General features: G+C 24.7%; 18 protein-coding genes. 1 reads left to right on the forward strand and 17 read right to left on the reverse strand.

Translation table 4 applies throughout. From position 1 onward, the window contains the following. The 17 genes from AB668_RS05825 to AB668_RS02020 form a co-directional block, all read right to left on the reverse strand. A partial coding sequence (locus tag AB668_RS05825; RefSeq protein WP_235443327.1) for a BspA family leucine-rich repeat surface protein occupies positions 1 to 2394 on the reverse strand: 2394 nt, incomplete at its 3' end. A gap of 237 nt (positions 2395 to 2631) precedes the next feature. Further along, a complete protein-coding gene (locus AB668_RS01945; protein ID WP_050517389.1) occupies positions 2632 to 3198 on the reverse strand; it encodes a hypothetical protein in 567 nt (188 codons plus the stop codon). A 7-nt stretch (positions 3199 to 3205) separates the two neighbouring features. Beyond that, on the reverse strand, positions 3206 to 4732 hold the full coding sequence (gene cls / locus AB668_RS01950; RefSeq protein WP_050517390.1) for a cardiolipin synthase: 1527 nt from the start codon (positions 4730 to 4732) through the stop codon (positions 3206 to 3208). Beyond that, positions 4717 to 5448, reverse strand: a complete 732-nt coding sequence (locus AB668_RS01955) for a hypothetical protein (RefSeq protein ID WP_050517391.1) — start codon at positions 5446 to 5448, stop codon at positions 4717 to 4719. The genes cls and AB668_RS01955 overlap by 16 nt, the downstream gene beginning before the upstream one ends. Positions 5449 to 5496: 48 nt before the next feature. Then, complete coding sequence (locus AB668_RS01960) at positions 5497 to 6411, reverse strand: hypothetical protein (RefSeq protein ID WP_050517392.1); 915 nt, start codon at positions 6409 to 6411, stop codon at positions 5497 to 5499. A 207-nt stretch (positions 6412 to 6618) separates the two neighbouring features. Next, positions 6619 to 8115 carry an MFS transporter gene (locus AB668_RS01965; protein WP_050517393.1) on the reverse strand — a complete coding sequence of 499 codons (1497 nt, stop codon included), beginning with the start codon at positions 8113 to 8115 and terminating at the stop codon, positions 6619 to 6621. A 280-nt stretch (positions 8116 to 8395) separates the two neighbouring features. Next, positions 8396 to 9223 (reverse strand): Mbov_0400 family ICE element protein, encoded by an 828-nt coding sequence (locus AB668_RS01970; protein ID WP_050517394.1) that lies wholly within the window; start codon positions 9221 to 9223, stop codon positions 8396 to 8398. Between the two features lie 320 nt (positions 9224 to 9543). Further along, positions 9544 to 10044 (reverse strand): L-threonylcarbamoyladenylate synthase, encoded by a 501-nt coding sequence (locus tag AB668_RS01975; RefSeq protein ID WP_050517395.1) that lies wholly within the window; start codon positions 10042 to 10044, stop codon positions 9544 to 9546. After that, positions 10019 to 11476 carry a hypothetical protein gene (locus tag AB668_RS01980; protein ID WP_235443328.1) on the reverse strand — a complete coding sequence of 486 codons (1458 nt, stop codon included), beginning with the start codon at positions 11474 to 11476 and terminating at the stop codon, positions 10019 to 10021. Before AB668_RS01980 ends, AB668_RS01975 begins: the two co-directional genes overlap by 26 nt. A gap of 72 nt (positions 11477 to 11548) precedes the next feature. Beyond that, positions 11549 to 12397 (reverse strand): peptide chain release factor N(5)-glutamine methyltransferase, encoded by an 849-nt coding sequence (gene prmC, locus AB668_RS01985; protein ID WP_050517397.1) that lies wholly within the window; start codon positions 12395 to 12397, stop codon positions 11549 to 11551. After that, positions 12390 to 13481: a peptide chain release factor 1 gene (prfA, locus tag AB668_RS01990; RefSeq protein ID WP_050517398.1), complete on the reverse strand. Its 1092-nt coding sequence runs from the start codon at positions 13479 to 13481 to the stop codon at positions 12390 to 12392. The genes prmC and prfA overlap by 8 nt, the downstream gene beginning before the upstream one ends. Before the next feature lie 3 nt (positions 13482 to 13484). Beyond that, positions 13485 to 14111, reverse strand: coding sequence for a thymidine kinase (locus AB668_RS01995; protein ID WP_050517399.1), 627 nt, complete (start codon positions 14109 to 14111; stop codon positions 13485 to 13487). A 4-nt stretch (positions 14112 to 14115) separates the two neighbouring features. Then, complete coding sequence (locus AB668_RS02000; RefSeq protein WP_050517400.1) at positions 14116 to 15060, reverse strand: DHH family phosphoesterase; 945 nt, start codon at positions 15058 to 15060, stop codon at positions 14116 to 14118. Between the two features lies 1 nt (position 15061). After that, positions 15062 to 16939 (reverse strand): hypothetical protein, encoded by a 1878-nt coding sequence (locus AB668_RS02005; protein WP_050517401.1) that lies wholly within the window; start codon positions 16937 to 16939, stop codon positions 15062 to 15064. A 98-nt stretch (positions 16940 to 17037) separates the two neighbouring features. Then, positions 17038 to 17319 (reverse strand): 50S ribosomal protein L31, encoded by a 282-nt coding sequence (rpmE, locus tag AB668_RS02010; protein ID WP_050517402.1) that lies wholly within the window; start codon positions 17317 to 17319, stop codon positions 17038 to 17040. A gap of 135 nt (positions 17320 to 17454) precedes the next feature. Further along, the gene (gene fba / locus AB668_RS02015) at positions 17455 to 18345 is read right to left on the reverse strand and encodes a class II fructose-1,6-bisphosphate aldolase (RefSeq protein ID WP_050517403.1); all 891 of its coding nucleotides are present in this window, start codon (positions 18343 to 18345) and stop codon (positions 17455 to 17457) included. A 110-nt stretch (positions 18346 to 18455) separates the two neighbouring features. Continuing rightward, the gene (locus AB668_RS02020; protein WP_050517404.1) at positions 18456 to 19301 is read right to left on the reverse strand and encodes a hypothetical protein; all 846 of its coding nucleotides are present in this window, start codon (positions 19299 to 19301) and stop codon (positions 18456 to 18458) included. A gap of 205 nt (positions 19302 to 19506) precedes the next feature. Between AB668_RS02020 and AB668_RS02025 the strand changes: the two genes are divergently transcribed. Then, on the forward strand, positions 19507 to 19952 hold a 446-nt coding region (locus AB668_RS02025; protein ID WP_050517405.1), incomplete at its 3' end, for a hypothetical protein.

Below are 19952 nucleotides of genomic sequence, written 5' to 3' on the forward strand. Positions count from 1 at the left end.
GTATTTTTGCTGATCATCTTTAACTTTTAAAGTTAATGAAGTGTTTGTTACATCACCAACAACTTCAAAATCATTTTTAGTTAAGCCATCAAGTTTATCAGCATTATTGCTTATAAATGCTTGGATAATTGCATTTGGTTCATTTGAATTGAACACTCCTGTGTTTGGATTTAAATCTAGACTTGAAATGTTTATTTTAACAGTAAAATTAATTGTAATTGATCCTTGGTATTTTTGCTGATCATCTTTAACTTTTAAAGTTAATGAAGTGTTTGTTACATCACCAACAACTTCAAAATCATTTTTAGTTAAGCCATCAAGTTTATCAGCATTATTGCTTATAAATGCTTGGATAATTGCATTTGGTTCATTTGAATTGAACACTCCTGTGTTTGGATTTAAATCTAGACTTGAAATGTTATATTTAGCTAAATAATTGATAGTAATTTCATTTTTATATCTTCTATTTTCACCTTCAACAGATTTTAAAGTAGCTTGAGTATTTGACTTAATTTCTAATACTAAACTATCAAAATCTAATTTAGGATATTTTTGTTTTAGAATTTCTAAAATCTTTGTTTTTAATTCTTCATTGTCAGAAACATTAAAGTTTCCAACGTTTTTACCTTCTTCTTTTATTATTTCTGAAATATCTTTTAACTGAAGTTTTCTTGGGAAGGGTTTATTTTTATCTTCTCAAGCTGGTGTATTAATATCGATATCATTAACATTTAAAAGTCTATCATTTTTAATATCTCATCTACTTATATCTTGATTAAATCTTATAGCACCATTAAACATATTAGAGATATCTTTTAAACTGTCAATTTGTCATGATGAAATTGAGTTATTAAACCAGACTGCTCTATTAAACATTTTGCTCATATCAGTAACTTTTCTAACATCTCAACTTGATATATCACCATTAAATCATGAGTTTTCAAACATTGATTTCATTGAAGTTACGTTTTGAGTATTTCATTTCAAGTCTTGTTTTCATATTCATGAATCTTTAAATACTTCGTTCATTTCTACAACGTTAGTTGTATTTCAATTTTTAATACTTTCAATTGCTGTAAGACTTTTACTTCCTCAACCTTCAAACATATTAGATATTGAAGTTATTTTTTCTGGTAATTGATCCGGAACTTTTGTAACTGTTTTTGGCATTTTAACAGCTCTTATATTTTGACCATCATGATAGTATCCGATTTGTTTGATCTCTTTAGCTTGTATATTAGATAAATCTTTTTCTGCAGTTTTTTGTTCATTACCATCATTGTCGATATAAATGGTGAATACTTCTGCTGTTTTTCCAACATCTAATAAAGCACCTATTCTATTATTAATTTTGATTTTGATTGTTTGTTTTAATTTATTTTCAGGGTCTCTATTAATCAGTCTATCTTTGTCATCTTCAAATAATTTAATATCTTGTATATCTAAATCGCTTGCATGTTTTTTTAAAACTTCTTTAATTTTTTCTAGGATTTCAGTTTTTTTAACAATTTCTCCTTCTGCAACAGCAATTTTATCTTTAAGTTCTTTATTTCAAATTTCTTTAACTCTAGTTTGAACTTTAACAGATTTTGTATCACTTTTTGAAATAGGTTTATTTTCTTGTTCTCATGAAAAAGTATTTTTTGTCATTGAATTCATGTCTTTATCTGAAACAATTAAATATGATAAGTCTTGATTAAATTTAATTGCATAATAAAAAATACTTCTAACATTAACACCTTCTCTAATTACAAATTTTTCTGGAAGTGGTTGGTTGAACGCTTGTGCCATTGAAAACATTGCTAGTAAACTTTCAGCATTTCTTGTATCAAATTTATCTCCAAGTGGTTGGTTGAAACTTTTTGCTCCTTGAAGCATACCAAAAAAATTTTTTCCTTTTGATGTATCGAATTTGTCTCCTAAACTACTATTAAACGATTTAGCTCCTTGAAACATACTAGAGAAATCAACTCCACTTGAAGTGTCTCAAGTAATTGGTTGATTAAATTTTAATGCGTCCATAAACACATATTTAAAACTTGTTACTTTTGAAGTGTCTCAATTTTCAATTCCTTTGATCTTTACATTTGTGTTAAGTTTAAATGCACCATCTAAATCTGTTATGTGACTTGGTAATACTTCTGGAACTTGATTCACATTTTTTGGAAAAGGTATAATTTTGTTTCCTTTAGTTCATCCTATTTTAGTAACTTTATTTTCATTAAGCGGATCAAATTCATGATCTTGTTGTTGTGGTATATTGTTGTTGATTGATTCTCTTGTGTCTATTTCACTTTTATTTGTAAGTGTTGTTAAATTATGTTCTGTATGACTATGAATTTTAGCCCCAGAAAAAGCCATTACAGCTTTTAATATAGTTAATAAATTCTTCATACTTTCATCCCTTTAAATCCTATATAGCTATCTCACTATAAAAACTGAAAATTTGAATAAATTTATTAAAATAATGATATTTATAGTATTAAAAAATCTCATATTTAAAGTTTTAGAGTGATTGCTTTATCGTGAGTTTTAAATTCTTTTTTCATTGTATCAAAAAAAAAAAAAAAACAAGGGCGGGAGAATGCAACTGCATAATCTCCACCTTGTTTTCGCTACATTCTAGATTCTTTAAACTGTTTTTATAAAACTTAAAATATCTAAATAATCATACAAACTATTTAATTTATTATTATTTTTAATATTAATGTCTTTAATTAGAACATTAGATATTAACTTAATAATTTCTTCAATTTTAATATTTAAAGTTTCATAATTTTTATTAATATCTAAATGTTCAAATTCATTTAAAAGATCTATTATTTTATTTTGTTCAATTAAATATTTTTTATATTCAAATTTAATAATTACAGATAGTTTAATTAAAGATGAAACTTTAATGTAATCAGATTTATTTTCAATTTCAGAATAATAAACATATAAATAATTTAAAAAATAATCAAGTTTAAAAGATATGATTTTAATAACATCATAAATTGCTAAATTTAAGAAATTATTTTCTTTTCCTTCTTGATATATTAAATTGACAACCTTTTTAAATTCTCTAGCTTGAGTGATATTTTTAATTAAATGATTGTGTTTAATAAAATGATTATAACTAGGTAAATAACTAAAACTAGAACACATTTTAAAATCGTTATATAAATTATTTATTTGTAAATATATTTCTTTTAACATACTTCTCCTATAGTAAAGGTTGAATGATATTTAATATTTTAACTGCAATTTTTCTAAATCAATTAATTTCATCATTAGGAGTAAAATCAAATTCAAAACTATGATCAAAATCTCATTTAAATTTATCACTAATTTGTTTATTTAACTCTTTTGAATAAGCTAATACCATAGTTTGTTGATCAGCAAATAAAGCTCTGTAATCTAGATTGGTTGATCCTGTAAAACTAATTTCATCATCTATTAAATAGACTTTAGAATGATTGAACACATTATTCATTGAATAAATCTTAACTCCTGCTTTATATAAATCTCTTGTTCATTGTTTTGTTTCATCTAATAAGAAAGGTTTATCACTTATTCCTGGGATTAAAATTCTTACATCAATTCCAGTGTTAGCAGCCGATATTAATGCACTAGTTATTTCTTGTGGGGGAATAAAATAAGGAGTAGAAATTCAAATACGTTTTTGAGCTGAATTTATTAAATTTGTAAAAACAGATAAATGAATAGGTTCTTTGTGATTTGGACCTGATGAAATAATTCTCACTAAAGAGTTTTTATTTTCTTTTAATGCATGTATTTTACCTATATTTTTTTCAACTTCTAAAATGCTTGGTAATTTACTAGTTTTATAAAATTCATAATCACTTACAAATATTTTTTCAATTCCTTGTACAGCACTTCCAGTTATTCTTATATGAGCATCATTTCAATATCCATATTTTTTACTTAAATTAATATATTCATCACCAATATTAATTCCACCAACATATCCAACTTTTCCATCAATAGAAACATCTTTTCTATGGTTTCTATAATTAGCTGTTCATTTTATAAAAGGAAAATGTACTTTAGCATAACTTACGATATTTGCACCATGTCCTTTTAATTTCTTTTTAGATTTAGAAAACATATCATAAGATCCAACAAAATCATAAATAATATAAACTCTAACACCTTGTTTAAGTTTTTTAATTAGTAAATTAGTTAATTGATCTAATAATCTGCCTTCTTTAATAATATAAAAGTTTAATAAAATATAATTTTTAGCTTTACTAATGTCTTTAAATAAACTTAAAAATAATTTATTACCATTATCTAAAAATTCAATATCACTATTTTTATATAAATTTAAGTTACTTTGATCAATTTTAAAAGAACGTTTAAATTGAGGAATTTCATTTGTTAAAATGTTTTCAATTTCTTTTTGTTCTTGTTTAGTTTGCTTTTGTTTAAAATCATAAATTGAGTAGTTTTTAGTTGTTTTATATTTATAAGGTCTTCCAAAAAATACGTAAGATATAATTCCAAAAATAGGAACAAACACTATAAAAGCAGATCATCTGATTCTAGTTTCAAATCTTCTTTTTTTACTAGCAAGAACAAGTGCTGCTCACAAACAGCAAATAGAATGAAAAATAAAAAATGAAATTCAATTATATCAATGAGCATAAAGACTTGTCACAGCTAAAATAGCAATTGCTAAACTGAACATAAATATTAATGATAAAGTTGCTACTAACGGTTTTTTCATTGTTTTGTTCCTTTTTTATGTTTATTTATAGTTTTTGAAAATCTATTATTTTTAATGATTAATAGATTAAATAATTCAGGTGAAAATTTTGCGATTGCTTCAGTGAATTTTTGATTACTAATAAGTTGAAGTAAAAATAATTTTGATTGAATGTGATTCTTTTTAAAAAAGTATCTACTAACAAGAATATAAAAAGTAAATCAATAAGTATAATCATATAAACTTTGTTTTTTATCACCATAAAAAAACTTAGAAAATGCATTAGCAATATAGCAATATATTTCATGATAATCAAAATATTTTTTAATTTGTTTTTCAGTAAACTTAATCTTAAATTCATTAGATAATATCTCTAAAGCTTTTTGTTCATAATTAATATTTAAATCATTAAATTTTAATTTTTCTGCATTTAAAATAATTGTTTTATGCATATCTTTTAATTTGTTTTTAGATCTGCTTTTAGTGAAATTGTAATATAAATAATAAGCACAAAGATTAATAAAATTAAAAACATCTCAGTGTTGTTTTGTATCAATTGTCATTTCTGATATCCCTAAAATATAAAGATAATTTTTAATTAATAAATTACTTCTTCTTTTTGCAAAAAACTTTTTAAAATCAGCATAAATTAAATCATTATCATTAATGAAATTTTTAAAGTATTTTTGTCTTTTTAAAAAAGAAGCAACGTTCTTTTTAGTTAACTTTTGACTCATTATTTTTTACCTCACTTATATTTATATTATATAAAAATAGGCATAAGCCTATTTTAATCTATTTAGTAATGGGAAAATAAATTTTGATGCTTCTAGATTAGTTGTATTTTCTCTTATATAAAGAAATGATCTATGATGTTCTTCACCAACCATTATTTTTCTTAATTCTTTAACAACAAATTTATTTTTTATATTAGGTACAAAATAGAACTCAATTAATGAAATTCCTTTTGGAACAATGTTTTCTAATAAAGTTTGAATATTAATTTCATTTTTTGAATAAAGACCCATTAATTGGAAAGTGTGACCTGTAATTGAAAATATTACAACAGCATCTAGGTTAGCTAAATAATAAATATTATTTTTGTAGTATTTTAATAAATTAAAAACTTGTAAGTCTTTATCTTCTTTTACAGAAAATAGTGAATTTTCTTTAGCTGAATGGAATAAATAATCTTTAATAAATTCTAAATCTTTAACATTATTTTCAGGAGATAATTTTTTCACTACTGATAATTCAGATTGTAAAGTTTGATCTCATTGCATGAAGTAAGTATATTCTTTTACTTTTTTAAAACCATTTCTTATTAAAGTTTGATCGTTTTCAATATTTGAAAATGTGTAGAAAAGATCAACTATTCTTTCATATTTATTAATTACCCCTTTAATCATTTGATAAACCATTTCATCATTTCCGGTTTTTGATTTCACAAATTGATTAGTTATTAATAATGAATTAACACTTACTTTATTAATGATGATTCCGTTTTTTAAGAACCCACATACTCCTAAAATACCGTTTCTATCATTAACTGCACAAAGTGGAGTAAACCCTAAATCTATTTGATTTTTTAGAATTCAGTCTTCGTATGTTTGATAACCCCTTTTTTTGATAATACTATTAAGCTCTAAGTTATAATGTTTATTATCTCTATAATTGAAAATTAAACTATATTGATTCATTGTAAACCCCTCCTAAATGTATTGTTTTATATTATTAATTATACTATTACACTATATTTTTTTAGATATGTTTTTATGGTGATACTTAACTATTTATACTAAATAAAATATGTAAATATTAGATATTTACTTATTATTTTAATTTTTGTATATCTTTATAAATTAAAAATTCACTTTAAGCATTTGACTTAAAGTGAATAATTAATTCTAATTTATTTCAGATAATTTAGATTGTTGATCTAGTTTCTTTTTCATTTCTTTTTTATTTAAGTAGATTAATAACGCACCTGACATAAATCCTAATAATCCAACTAAAATAATTGTTATCATTAAAATTTGATATGCAAGTTGATTGTTTTCTTTATTAGTTACTTGATCCACTACTTTATATTTTGCAATTAAAGATGATTGTAATTGTTGGAATCAAGCATCTGGAGTGAATGCAATAACTGATACTAATCCAACTGCTGTTGCGTAATCTTTTTTAGCAACACCAATCTCAAATAATGTAGCTCATCGGTTAGTTACTAATCCTCAACATAAAGCACCTAAACATAAGAAGAATGTATAAACAACAACTCTTGCAGTTCATAAATATCATTTAGGAGCTTCGTGTAAAATTCATCCTACTTTAAATCCTGGTATGAATAAAACTGTTGTTACTAAGAATGTTCCAATTAAAATTCCGATCATTAAGAATTTAATATATTTTTTAGATTTATCAGCTATTCTACCCGCTGGAGCTGAGAATATAAATCTAAATAAATAAGTTCTTAAAAGTCCACCAATAAACACTGCTGAAGCAGCAACCCCTAGTGAAATTTGTAGATATGAAACTAAAACACTTAGTCCCATTTGATACATATAAACTCCCATAACAACTAGTGAAACTAATCAAATTTTGTAGTTTTTAACAACTTTAAATACATCTTTAATGTTGAAACTTGTTTCATCTTGTTTTGATTGTTTATCTTCTTTAACAAAAAATATTAATAGAAAAACTGTAAGAGCAATTAAACCACAAAACATATAAATCATAATAGTGAAGTTTCATACACTTGGAGAAGTTATACTTTTTGAAGCAAAAACTGGAGTTAATACTAAGAATAATAAATATCCTATTGAAACTAAAACAGTTCCTGTAAATCCATTAAAACTTCCATGAATTCCATTTAATAATCCGTTTTGTTCTGGTTTACCTTGTTGAGATAATAACTTTCATAATGGTGCTCAGAAAATGATCTTAGCAAATGCCCAAATAGAATAAACTATACATAATTGAATAAAACGAGATTGAAGTCCCATTTCGTTTAGAATAGGACCATTTTCTGAAGCTACTAAAGCTCCACCTGCAGTTAATCCGATTGAACCATATCAAACACCAGAAATACCAAACATTGCAAGCCCAGTAATTGTTAATCATTTAACACTAAATTTATCTCCTAAAATACTTCCAAAGAAGTAAATAGCTATTGAAATATATCCATAAATCGCACTAGCTTGAGATAAGTGTTCAGTTTTAACACCTAAGTATAATGCTATAGTTTCAGAGCTCATAACATTTCTTAGATATGATGGGAAAACAAACACTAAAGTGTCAGAAACGGCAAGTAATAGAATAACAAATAAAGTTCTTTTATCTAAAGTTTTAAAAGTTCTATCTAAAAAGCTTTTAAAACCATTTTGTTTTGCTTTTTCTTTCACAATCTTTATTCCTTTCTTTTCACTTTTTTATTATAGCACTTGAGGTGTTTTATTTCTTATTGTGTCTCTTTAGTCTTATTGTGTCTCTTTAGAAATATCTCTTTAAAACAATGAATTTTTTATACTAAATAATGATTTTTGTTGAGATATGAAGTTATTAATAGCATTTAGACACATTTTAATAACCTTACATTGTAAACTTAAGTGATTGTGTAGGTTTAGGTGTGTCAGTATCATCTTCTTTATCTTGATGATGAGTTTGAGATTCTTGTTGAGTTTGTTATCGTTTTTTACTCTTGTGCTTTTCTAATCAGTTATTGTGTTTTTGTTGTTTAGCTAATTCTTGTTGTTTGAATTTTTCTTCTATTTCTTCTTGACGTTGATTTTGCATTTGAATAATCTTTTGTCTTGCTTCGTTTGTTATTTCTTCTCAATCCACATTAAACATAGAACTTTTAGTGTATAGATATTCATCCAATTTATCTCTAACTCCATATTTTTCAATGTAAAAACAATTTTTAACAACTTCATAAAAATGATCAGGATGATTAAACAATATTTCAGGAATTATATTTGTTTTAGTTATTAAGTGATGATAACCTTTAATTATCATTTCACTTTCATCTTTACTAGCTTGTGTTTGAGATTTTGATTTTCATACAGGTTCTTTAGATTCTTGATCTATATAATCTACTTCAAAATATTTTATTTTATCTTTTAAAACAAATAATGTGATCATTATATCGTTATATTGTTCAACAGAAGTTGGATAATTGTTTTTAGGATGATCAGGAATATATAAACTTTCGAAAAGTTTTCTGTCTATTACATTAATAACTGAACAGTTAATAGCTATTTTTCTATCTTCGCCATACAAGTCCTTATCTTCAAATACTAAATTAAAAGGATCATTTCTAGAATCTTCATAATTATCATCGCTCACGGTTTTTGCAGATAAATAAAATACTTTATCATCACTATAAAACACAATAAAAGGTCTATGAATACCGTGTCCTTTTATAGTTCTACCGGCTTTATCTTTTCCAATAAAGGCGTTTGGAGTATTTCTATATCTTTGCTTATAAACTTTACCAATTTCTATATTCATTTCTCTCTCCTATATTTTATTCCTATCTAAATTATATAAAAAAATACAACTTCTAGATGAAGTTGTAATGGTTCTATTTCCTTATTTTGCCATCTCAGATGGTAGGCAGGGCCGGCTAGAACCTGTCCGCCTATCTATAGATAAATATTTATAAAAATACTTACATAATTAATATATCACAAATTATAAATATTTGAAATATTTTTTATAGCGAAATATATTATACTAATTAAAATATTACTCTCTGAATCGTGGTGGAATATGATTGTATTCTAATGATGCAACACAAAAAAGATCCCTACAATTGTAAAGATCTTTTTTTATCTTATATATTTTTTATTAATTGAATCATATATTCTAGAAGCAGAGGCATTCAATTCTTTGTCAAAAAACACAACAATATCTTTATTAAAATTTTCTAAATCTACTTTAGTTTTTAATGGTTTAGATTTATGAAAATTAACACTTGTTGAAATAATGGGACCAACTTTATTAATAATATTTTTAATATCTTGTCTTTTAACTAATCTAACAGCAATACTTGAATCTTTTGTTTTAAAAATTACTGTTGTAGGTCGTTCTGATAATAATAATTCTTTATCAGTTTCATCAACAACATCTACATCTTGAAGTTGATCTAAACTTGATATTAAAATAATTAGTCTTTTATTAAGATCGGCTTTTTTAACTCTATTAATTTCTTTTTCATTTTCTAAAGTATAAACTGCAGATAATCCATAAATTGTATCAGTTGGTAGAATTATGATTTTGTTTTGTTTTAAAAGTTCTATTGCTTTATTTTCTTCATGATCTTTTAACATGTGTATATCCTCTTAATATTTTAATTTTTTTGTTTTCCATTTCTTGCTCAACTTCTTTAATAATATTTTTCTTAGTATAAATTCCTTTACCAATAATAGCAAATGAAACTAAAGTTGAAGTAATTAATATAGTGAACTCAGAAAATACTACATAGTTATTAGTAAATATGGTTTTAATTTCTTTATCAATACCATTTAAAGGGTATTCTTTTGTAAGTTGATTGTAAATATTTTCTCCTATTATATTTTTTGTTTGACTAAGATAATTTGCACCTGTATTATCAACATTTCAGGCAACTGATAATCTTTGTAATTCTAATTGAGATACAAAAACACTTATGATTAATAAAATTGATTCAATAAGTAAAACAATGTATTGTGATCTAAATGATAATGAAGAGAAGTTTTGGCCACGTATTGATACTGAAACTAAAAATAATGATGTCGATAAAGTAATTCCTAAAACTAATATAGGAAATGACAAAATAGTTAATGGACTAGTTTGTTTTAAACTTAATTCATTCTTGAATTTATCAAATATTTCAGCTTTAAAACCTTTCATATCTTTTAACAAATTAGGATATTCATAAGTTCATTTAAACAATGATTGAATAGGTCCACGAGTTGAAATAATTACTATGTAAAGAATAACACTTGATGAAATTGCAAATACTGTTACTAAAACTCAATTTGATAAAGTCTTTGCTTTATATGAAAATATTTTATTAGCATACAATTTAAATTTAGAACCAGTAAATAGTGAGTTTTTTTGAGTAAAATGAGTTACATATTTATCTTCTTGATTTGATGAATTATCAGCAAAAACAACATTTTGTAATGAAATACTAACAGTAAACATGAAAAAGAATTGAACAAAGCTTACTCATCAAATTTTTTCATCACTTATTCAAAGAAATGCTTTTAAAGTACCTTTTGTTGAATAATTATCAAAATATCATTGAGCTATCTCTTCCATTTGATCTATTTTATTATTTGAATTTCCAGTAATAATTTCATAATGTAAAAAGTCTTCATAAAATCCATAATAATATTGTGATAAAGTTTGAAAAAGAATTGTAATAACACTTAAAAATACAATCGAAACAATTACTACTTGTTTATATCTTCGGTTGTTTGAAACACTAACAATACCTTTAAAAAGAACAAATAAAATAAGAACAATAAAAGTAAAAATAATTCCAGCTATTGCATAACCTCATATATAAGCTCTGCTTGGTAATTCTTCTAAATGTTCTGAAATAGTTTGAAAATTTTCAAAATAATGAAGTAATCCTTGGTCAGTAAAAATAATATAAACATAAATATAAAAAGGCATAATAGTTAATAAAAATACTACTATTGCTAAAATAGATCTAAAATAGATCGATATATTTCTTTTTTGAATTTCTGGATTAGAATCTGTCGCTCTCATTGAAAATTTGTTATTAATCAATTTGGGTTTTAGATTCGAAAGATATTTATTTTTAATCATATGTTTATTCCTTTAAAAGTTTTTAATTATTAGATTTCTTCAATTATTGTAATTATCTTTTTTAAATTCTCAATTATATTTTAAACAATTATCATTAATTATTTTTTCAATTGCTGTTTTTTGATTTCAACCAAATTCTAAAACAATCATAAACTTATTATTAACATCTACAATTTTATTGATATTACTAATTAACTTTTTATAAAAATATAAACCATTATCTTTAGCAAATAATGCAATATTAGGTTCATATAGTTTAACACTATCTGCAATAGAATCATCATTAATATCAATATATGGTGGGTTGCATACAACTACATTAGCCTTGATATTATTTTTAATAATATTTTCTAAAAAATTTGATTGTAATGTTTTAGCATTTTTTAAATTAAAATTATTAATATTTTTTTCAGATACACTTAAAGCTTTATTATCAATATCAACTAGTAAGACATTATTTGACTTATTTAATAAAGCTAAACTAATACCTAAACAACCACTTCCACAACAAAGATCAATTATTTGTAAATTGTTATTATTTTTCACATAATCATAAACTAAGTTTATAATTTCTTCTGATTCAACTCTGGGTATTAAAACGTTTTTATCAACATAAAATTTATGATTATAAAAATATTTATTTTTAATAATATAAGCTAAGGGATATTGTTTTTCTAATAATTCTATTATTTTATTAACTTGATTAATTTCTTGATTTGTTAATTGATAATCTAAATCAGTTATAATTGCTTGATAATCTTTTTTTAATACATACTCTAAAATAGCATAAACATCAGCTTTTGAAATGCTGATGTTTTGATTATTTAAAACATTATTAAAAACCTTATAAATATTAAACATTATTTTCTAATTGTTCAGCAACTTTTTGACGTTGTTCTTCGTTTATTAATGCAATTATAAATTCTTCGATATTACCTTCCATAACTTGATCTAATTTGTTTAAAGTTAACCCTACTCTATGATCGGTTACACGGTTTTGTGGGTAATTATAAGTTCTAATTTTTTCAGATCTAGCACCAGTTCCAACTGCATTTTTTCTAGTTGCATCAGCTTCTGCTTGTTGTTTTTCTAATTCAGCTTCATAGATTTTAGCTCTTAACATAGTCATTGCTATATCTTTATTATCGTGTTGGCTTCTTCCATCTTGACTAGCAGCAACAACTCCAGTTGGAATGTGAGTAATACGTACAGCTGAATCAGTAGTGTTAACGTGTTGTCCCCCTGCTCCTGATGAACGATAAGTATCAATTCTTAAATCAGATGCTTTAATTTCGATTTCAACTTCACTCATTTCAGGTAAAACAGCTACAGTTGCAGTTGAAGTTTGAATTCTACCTTTAGCTTCAGTTTTCGGTACACGTTGAACTCTGTGAGCACCAGATTCGAATTTTAATTTAGAATAAACTCGATCTCCTTTAACCATGAATACTACTTGAGAATAACCCCCAGCTTCTCCAGGTGAAGCTTCCATGATATTAATTTTTCAACCTTGTTTTTCAGAATAAAGTCTATACATCCTTAATAAATCACCAGCAAAAATATTTGCTTCATCACCACCAGCTGCTCCACGAATTTCAACAATAACGTTTTTGTCATCATTTGGATCTTTTGGTAATAACATTTCTTCAATTACTTTTACTAAAGGTTCAATTTTTTCACTGTTTTCTTCTAATTCTAATTTAGCTAGTTCTATTAGCTCTTGATCTTTTTCATTTTCTAAAATGTTTTTAGCATCAATTATTTGTTGTTGAGTTTGTTTATATTCAACAAATTTTTCAACAACTTCTTCTAAATTAGATCTTTCTTTATTTAGTTCAGTGAATTTTTTAATATCTTTAAGGATTTCTTCTTTTTGTAAATCTTCATTAATTTGATCTAGTCTTTTTTGCATAGTTTCTAATGCTTCATATGTCTTTGGATTCATTAATTAAGCTCCTTTTTTAGGTAATACATAACAAGTTCTACATCTTGCTTCGTAACTTTCTTTTCCGTCAACTAGAATTAGCGGTGAATCTCATTTAGCTGGTTCTCCATTAACAATTCTTTGAGATCTGTTAGCAAAATTACCACATATATGACATCTTGCTCTTAATTTTGTAACAAATTCAGCTATTGCTAAAAGTTTATCTACATTTTTAAATGGTTCACATCTAAAATCTTTGTCTAATCCGTTAACTATAACAATAATTCCTTGATCCGCTAATTCGTCGATTAAGTCAACTACACCTTCATCTAAAAATTGTACTTCATCTATACCAACAACTTCAACCTTTTTAATTAAATTTTCTTGTTCAACTATTTTTCTAATATCATCACTTTTTTGAACAATATTAGATTCTAACATAGTCCCACTATGAGAAGCGACGCATTGTTTTGAGTAACGTTGATCTATTCCTGATTTGAAAACAACAACTTTTTTCTTAGCATAAGACATGATTTTTAATCTTCTTATGAACTCTTCAGTTTTACCTGCGAACATACAACCTGTAATTAATTCTATTCAACCAAGTTTATTGTTTGAGCAACTCATTTCTGTTTCATTTATATCATTCATAATTCTACCCCCCATTTTTTATTAAATTCTCTAATTCATATACTAAAACTGGTATTTCATCTAGTGATTCAATTCTTGCTCCTGATGCAAGTTTATGTCCTCCGCCATTGTGTTTTTCAGCAATTTTATTAACTTCATAATCACGACTTCTGAATGACACTTTTAATTGATCTTCATATTCAATAACAGTGAATCAAATTTTAATTTCTTCAATACCTGCCATTGTAGATAAACAAGATTTGATTTCTTCATAGTTTAGATCTCAACCTTTTTGATCATCTTTTGTTAAAACAATATATGCAATACCTGTATTTGTAATGTTAACTTTAGAAAAAGCGAAATTCATTCATTTTCTCATCTTTAGTGATGAAACATATAAATAATCATTTGCTTTTTTAAAATCAGCACCAAATTCTAATAATTTAGAAGCAACTATAAAAGTTTGTGCATCTGTTTTTTCGTATAAAAATCTTCCAGAATCAGTTAATAAACCTAAATATAAATTATGTCCTGCTTGTTTAGGAATTATTAGATTCATCTTCATAGCTCATAAAGTTATTACTTCAGTATTTGCAATTGATGAATCTAAAATTAAATCATTATCTGCATAATCTTCAACATTAATATGGTGATCAACTTTAAAGACTTCTTTAACTAGTTCAACTCTATCGAAATCAATGCGAGATTTAACTGCAGTATCAACTGTGATTAATAATGAGTTTTGAACAAATTCATCACTAATTTCATTGCTTAAAAAGTCTAGATCATCATTTAATCTTTCACCAACAACAAAGATCTTTTTATTTTCAAAGTTCTTTTCAATTATATAAGCAAGTCCCATAGCACTACCTTGAGCATCTCAATCAGGTAGTTTATGTTTTGCAATAATTATGTTGTCATATTGTTTAATTTTTTCAACTAATTTTTCACATTTTTTGATATCCAACATTCTACACCTCTTCAGAAATTATTTTGCTTATACTCTTTCTATCTACATGAACAACTATTTTATCGTTATTTTGTAGTTGAATTGTTTTGTTATAGAAAAATATCTTTGTTTTGTATTCTGTAATCCCACAATAAATATTTTTATCAATAAACCTATTAGATTTTACTAATTTTAAAATAACTGGTAAATTATCTCTTCCACCGAAACTTAAATTTATTCTAAAAGGATTTAAATAAATTGTTCCAGTATTATTAATTTCTTTATTTTCTAGATTTCAGTTTTTATTTTCTACTTCAATTTGATTATTCTCTAGTTTTTTATATTTTAAACTGTTGTAGTTAGGTAGAATGTTTTGTTCTAAACTAATATCAAAAATATCTTCAGCAGATAAAAGCTGCATTTCGTTATTATAAACACTATAAATTGTTTTCGAAAGATCTGGAACATATCTTAATGAATCATTTAAAAAGACAAACGTTAACATAGGATTAAGTTCTCTAATACGTTTAATAGTTTCTATTAATTTATCAAAATCTTTAGGATTTAAAAGTTGGGTAAGATTTGAAAAAACAATATTTCTCTTACCTAAATTAATAGCTTTTAGCATTTTAATATAAATAATGTTTAATGATGATATTTGAAAACTACTTTTAATGAATCATTGAAACTTCATATTGTATTTTTCAACATTTTCACTCATTCACTCTGAAGCTTGTTGGAAAATATTTTTAATTTGATCTTTGTAATATTTTTTTAAAACTAAAAATTCATTTTTATTATTATATTTAGCATTACCAGAAAGAATTTGCTCATGATACTTATGGATTAAATATGCAATTTGTTTTCCTATCATTTTGCACTCTTGACGAAGTAAACCCAACATATCTTCTTTTTGTTTATGTTCAATATCAGAAAGTTGATCTTCAACTGTTTTTTGTCAATTTTTATATGCTCACTCAACTTTGTTATATGATTCTTTAGAGATTTCAGATTGTTTAAAATATTTTTTAAATTCAAAATCTAATTGTTTTTGAAATTGCTTTAGTTTTTTGTTATCTCTATAAATAGCAATTCTTAATTCTGTAATTTTTGAACCTATAATCTTTAATTGTTTTCCTACTGCATATTTAGTTTGAGCATAAGTAAATTTTCTTCAATTCTTTTTTAATTCTTTATTTGATGATCTTTTAATGTTATATTCACAAGAACAAGAATCTCTTAATTCATCAAACGCATAAATGTTATCTCACATAATTTGTTGAAACATTAGCATTAATTGATTTATTCTTACAGTTACTTTTAAATTTTCAATTAATTTAGAAAGAACTTTTATTTGAACTGGAAAGTCTTTAAAAATATCTAAAGGTTTTTTCTGATTGTATTTTAATAATTTCTTTAGATAATCATTTAAAACTTTTTGTTCAGTTGTTGTTGAGTTGTTAATGAATTGAGATATTACTTTATCAATGTTTTTTCTAACTTTTAGATCGTTGTTTTCATTTTTAGATGCAACAAATGATAAATAATTATATTTTTCTTCAATATATGTAACAGAAGCTTTTCTTAAAAATCTAGTATTAAAAAGTAATGATAATACTAAAACTCACTTAGCTGGAATTAAACGTTGGAAAAAGTTATTGTTTTTAATGTATTCAACATTATTTTTAACAAATCGTTTATTTACAATATCAATTTCATCAATTTGATATCTTCCTGTTTTATTTTTTTCTTTACCTAATAAAATTCTTTTAAAAAAATTAAATTTATTTGGTTGACGAATAACTACATTAATTATTTCTCCGTCACTGGCAGTAAAGTTAATTCTTTCTATTTTAGGATCTTTGGTTAGAAAAGTTAACTCACTGAATTTATATGACATTAATTTTCCTCCAATCCATTATATAAATATATTTTAAATTATTTAACTTTAAAAAGAAAAACTCACAACGTAGTTGTGAGCAAATATTGTTAAAATAACTATTTTTTATTTTCTTTGTTTTTTGCTTTTTGATCAACTGAGTGTTTTTCAGCAGTTGCTTTAATAGAATCTCTTTTAGCAAATTTAGATTTGAATTGTTCAACACGACCAGCATTGTTAACAAATGTTTGAGCACCAGTGTAGAATGGGTGACAATTTGAACAAATATCAAGTCTTATTTCTTCTGCTTTAGTTGTACCACATACTCATTCATTAGAACAAGTTGTACAAACGAATTTAGCTTCGTTAAAGTATTTTGGTTGAATATCATTTCTTGGCATAGTCTTTCTCCTTTCGCTATGTTATCATTTCGATATTTGATACGTTATATAGTATATAACAAAATTTAAAAAAATAAAAATTTTAAAGCTACGATTGCTTTAAAATTTTAAAAATATTATGATTTAGAAAAATAATTAAGCTTTACCTTTGCAACCAAATCATTCAGTTAGTTCTAAGAATGTTGATTTTAATGCTTCATATCCAGGTTTTAATAATTTACGTGGATCGAATCCTTTTGTATTATCATCTAAGTCTTTACCTGCCTCAACGTATTTTCTGGTTGCATCTCTGAATGCTAATTGTAATTCAGTGTTAACATTGATTTTTGAAATTCCCATTGAGATTGCTTTTTTAACTTGATCTTGAGGAATTCCTGATCCACCATGTAATACCATCGGCATATTGCTTGCTTGTTGTAATTTTTCCAATGTATCAAATGATAATGATTCTCATCAACTTGGATACTTACCGTGAATATTTCCAATTCCAGCAGCTAACATAGAAATTCCAGTTTTTGAAATTTCTTCAGCTTGTTTTGGATCTGCTAATTCACCTTGTCCAACAACACCGTCTTCTTCTCCACCAATTGAACCAATTTCAGCTTCAACTGAAACTTCATATTCATCAGCAAATTTAATTAATTCTTTTGTCATTTCTAGGTTTTGTTCATATGGATAATGTGATCCATCAAACATAACTGATGAATAACCAGCTAAAATACATTTTTTAGCCATTTCAACAGTTTGACCATGATCTAAATGTAGTGCAACTGGAACAGTAATATCTAAAAAGTCTAATAATCCGTTAACCATTCCAACAACAGTTTCAACACCACCCATATATTTAATAGCACCTTCACTAGTTCCTAAAATAACTGGAGTGTTTGAATCTTGAGCTGCTTCTAAAATAGCTTTTGTTCATTCTAAGTTGTTAATATTAAAGTGCCCAATTGCGTATTTATTAGCGTGAGCATCTTTTACCATTTGCTTAGCATTAACTAAACGTTTGTGATATAGTTTTGGCATTTGTAATAATCTCCTTACCTTGCGTTTATATAATAATATCATTTACAAAACTATATTGTTAGCACTTAATTTAGCAAATAAAGACTCTTTTTATGAAATAAAACTTATATTTACTTGTAAGCAAGTGCAAAAAAGTTTTCAACTAATACTTTTGCTAATTCGTCAACAGTGATAATTTCTTTGTCATTAATCAAAACTGAATAATTATCACGTTTTTTAAATAGTTTTATATCAATAGAACTATACATAGCTGATCAATTATCAATATATCAAATTAACATTGCTGATAGTTTGTAATCATAATTAGATGAATTACCGTAAAAGTTTCTTATTCTTTTAATTTTTGAATTTCATAATGAACTACATAATTTTGCTCTCAAGCTAATAATTGCTGTTTTATTTTTATATAAAAGTTTAAATTTTTTATATTCAGAATTTGAAATAAATTCTTCTTTTATTTGCCTAAAATGTTCTTCTACAATTTCATGATTTCACTCAACAATACCTCTTTTAGTTTTAATAATTTTAAATATGTGAAAAAGTAAAATTCCAACAAATGCTGTTCAAGAAATAATATTTATACCAGTAATCGAAATTAATCATCAATGACCATTAAAATTAAAAATTTTACTAAAAGAAAAATTTAAAAAATCATCTTCAATCCCTAGTAAAGTTTCTTCTAAAGCACTAGCGATTAAATAATTAAAAAGTGTGCAAAATGATAAACAAACAAAAAATATACCAACACATTTTTGAATATTCACTTTGTTTAATATTGATATATTATCTAGTTTTAATAATTTTCCAAATATTTTTTTAATTTTTTCTGGATTTTTAATAACAATTAAGTAGCTTCATCAAAACTGAACCAAAATAAGTATAATTGCTAAACTAACTATTCCAATAAAAATTCCAACTCATTGTATAGCAGAAAAGTTATTAATCTGTTTTGTCATAGGTTATCACTCATCCTTCTTTTTATTAAAAAAATTTTTATAACTAATAAATTGATTAGTATAAAAATTATAGTTTATTATATTTTATTATTTTTTGATATCTTTAACAATTGATTCAATAAATCCTCTGGAATATCAAACAAAATGATACCTTACCAATTATATGTTTTGGATCCAAAACATATAATTGGTAAAGGAGGTTAGAATGTTTACTATTTTAGACAATAAGTCATATGCAGAAATTAAAAAATGTATATTAGATATCTTTGCAAAGGATCCTAAAAGATCATGTTTATCAATAGCAAAGCAATTTAATAAATCTGTTTCTACTATAAAAAGATATAAGAAAGAATATCTTGATTTTATAAATACCGGAAAGGAGATAATACTTTCTCATAAAAATGTAAATAACAAGAATGCGCAAAAATATAGTGATGAAACAATATACAACTTGGGTGAAGTTTATCAAGGAGAAATGAAAATAACAGGAGGAGAGAACAATAACAGTAGTTGTTCATTTTTGACGTTGAAAAATTATCATAGTTGTTTAAAAGAAAAATTTGGTTATAAGATTTCATATTCTAATTTAGATAAAAGATTAATAAAACAGGGTTTTGCTAGTGCATACTGTAAGAGAAAAACTAGAAAAGA

The organism is Mycoplasma sp. HU2014 (genome assembly GCF_001199495.1).
In the GTDB taxonomy this organism is placed as follows: Bacteria; Bacillota_I; Bacilli_A; order Mycoplasmatales; family Mycoplasmataceae; genus Mycoplasma.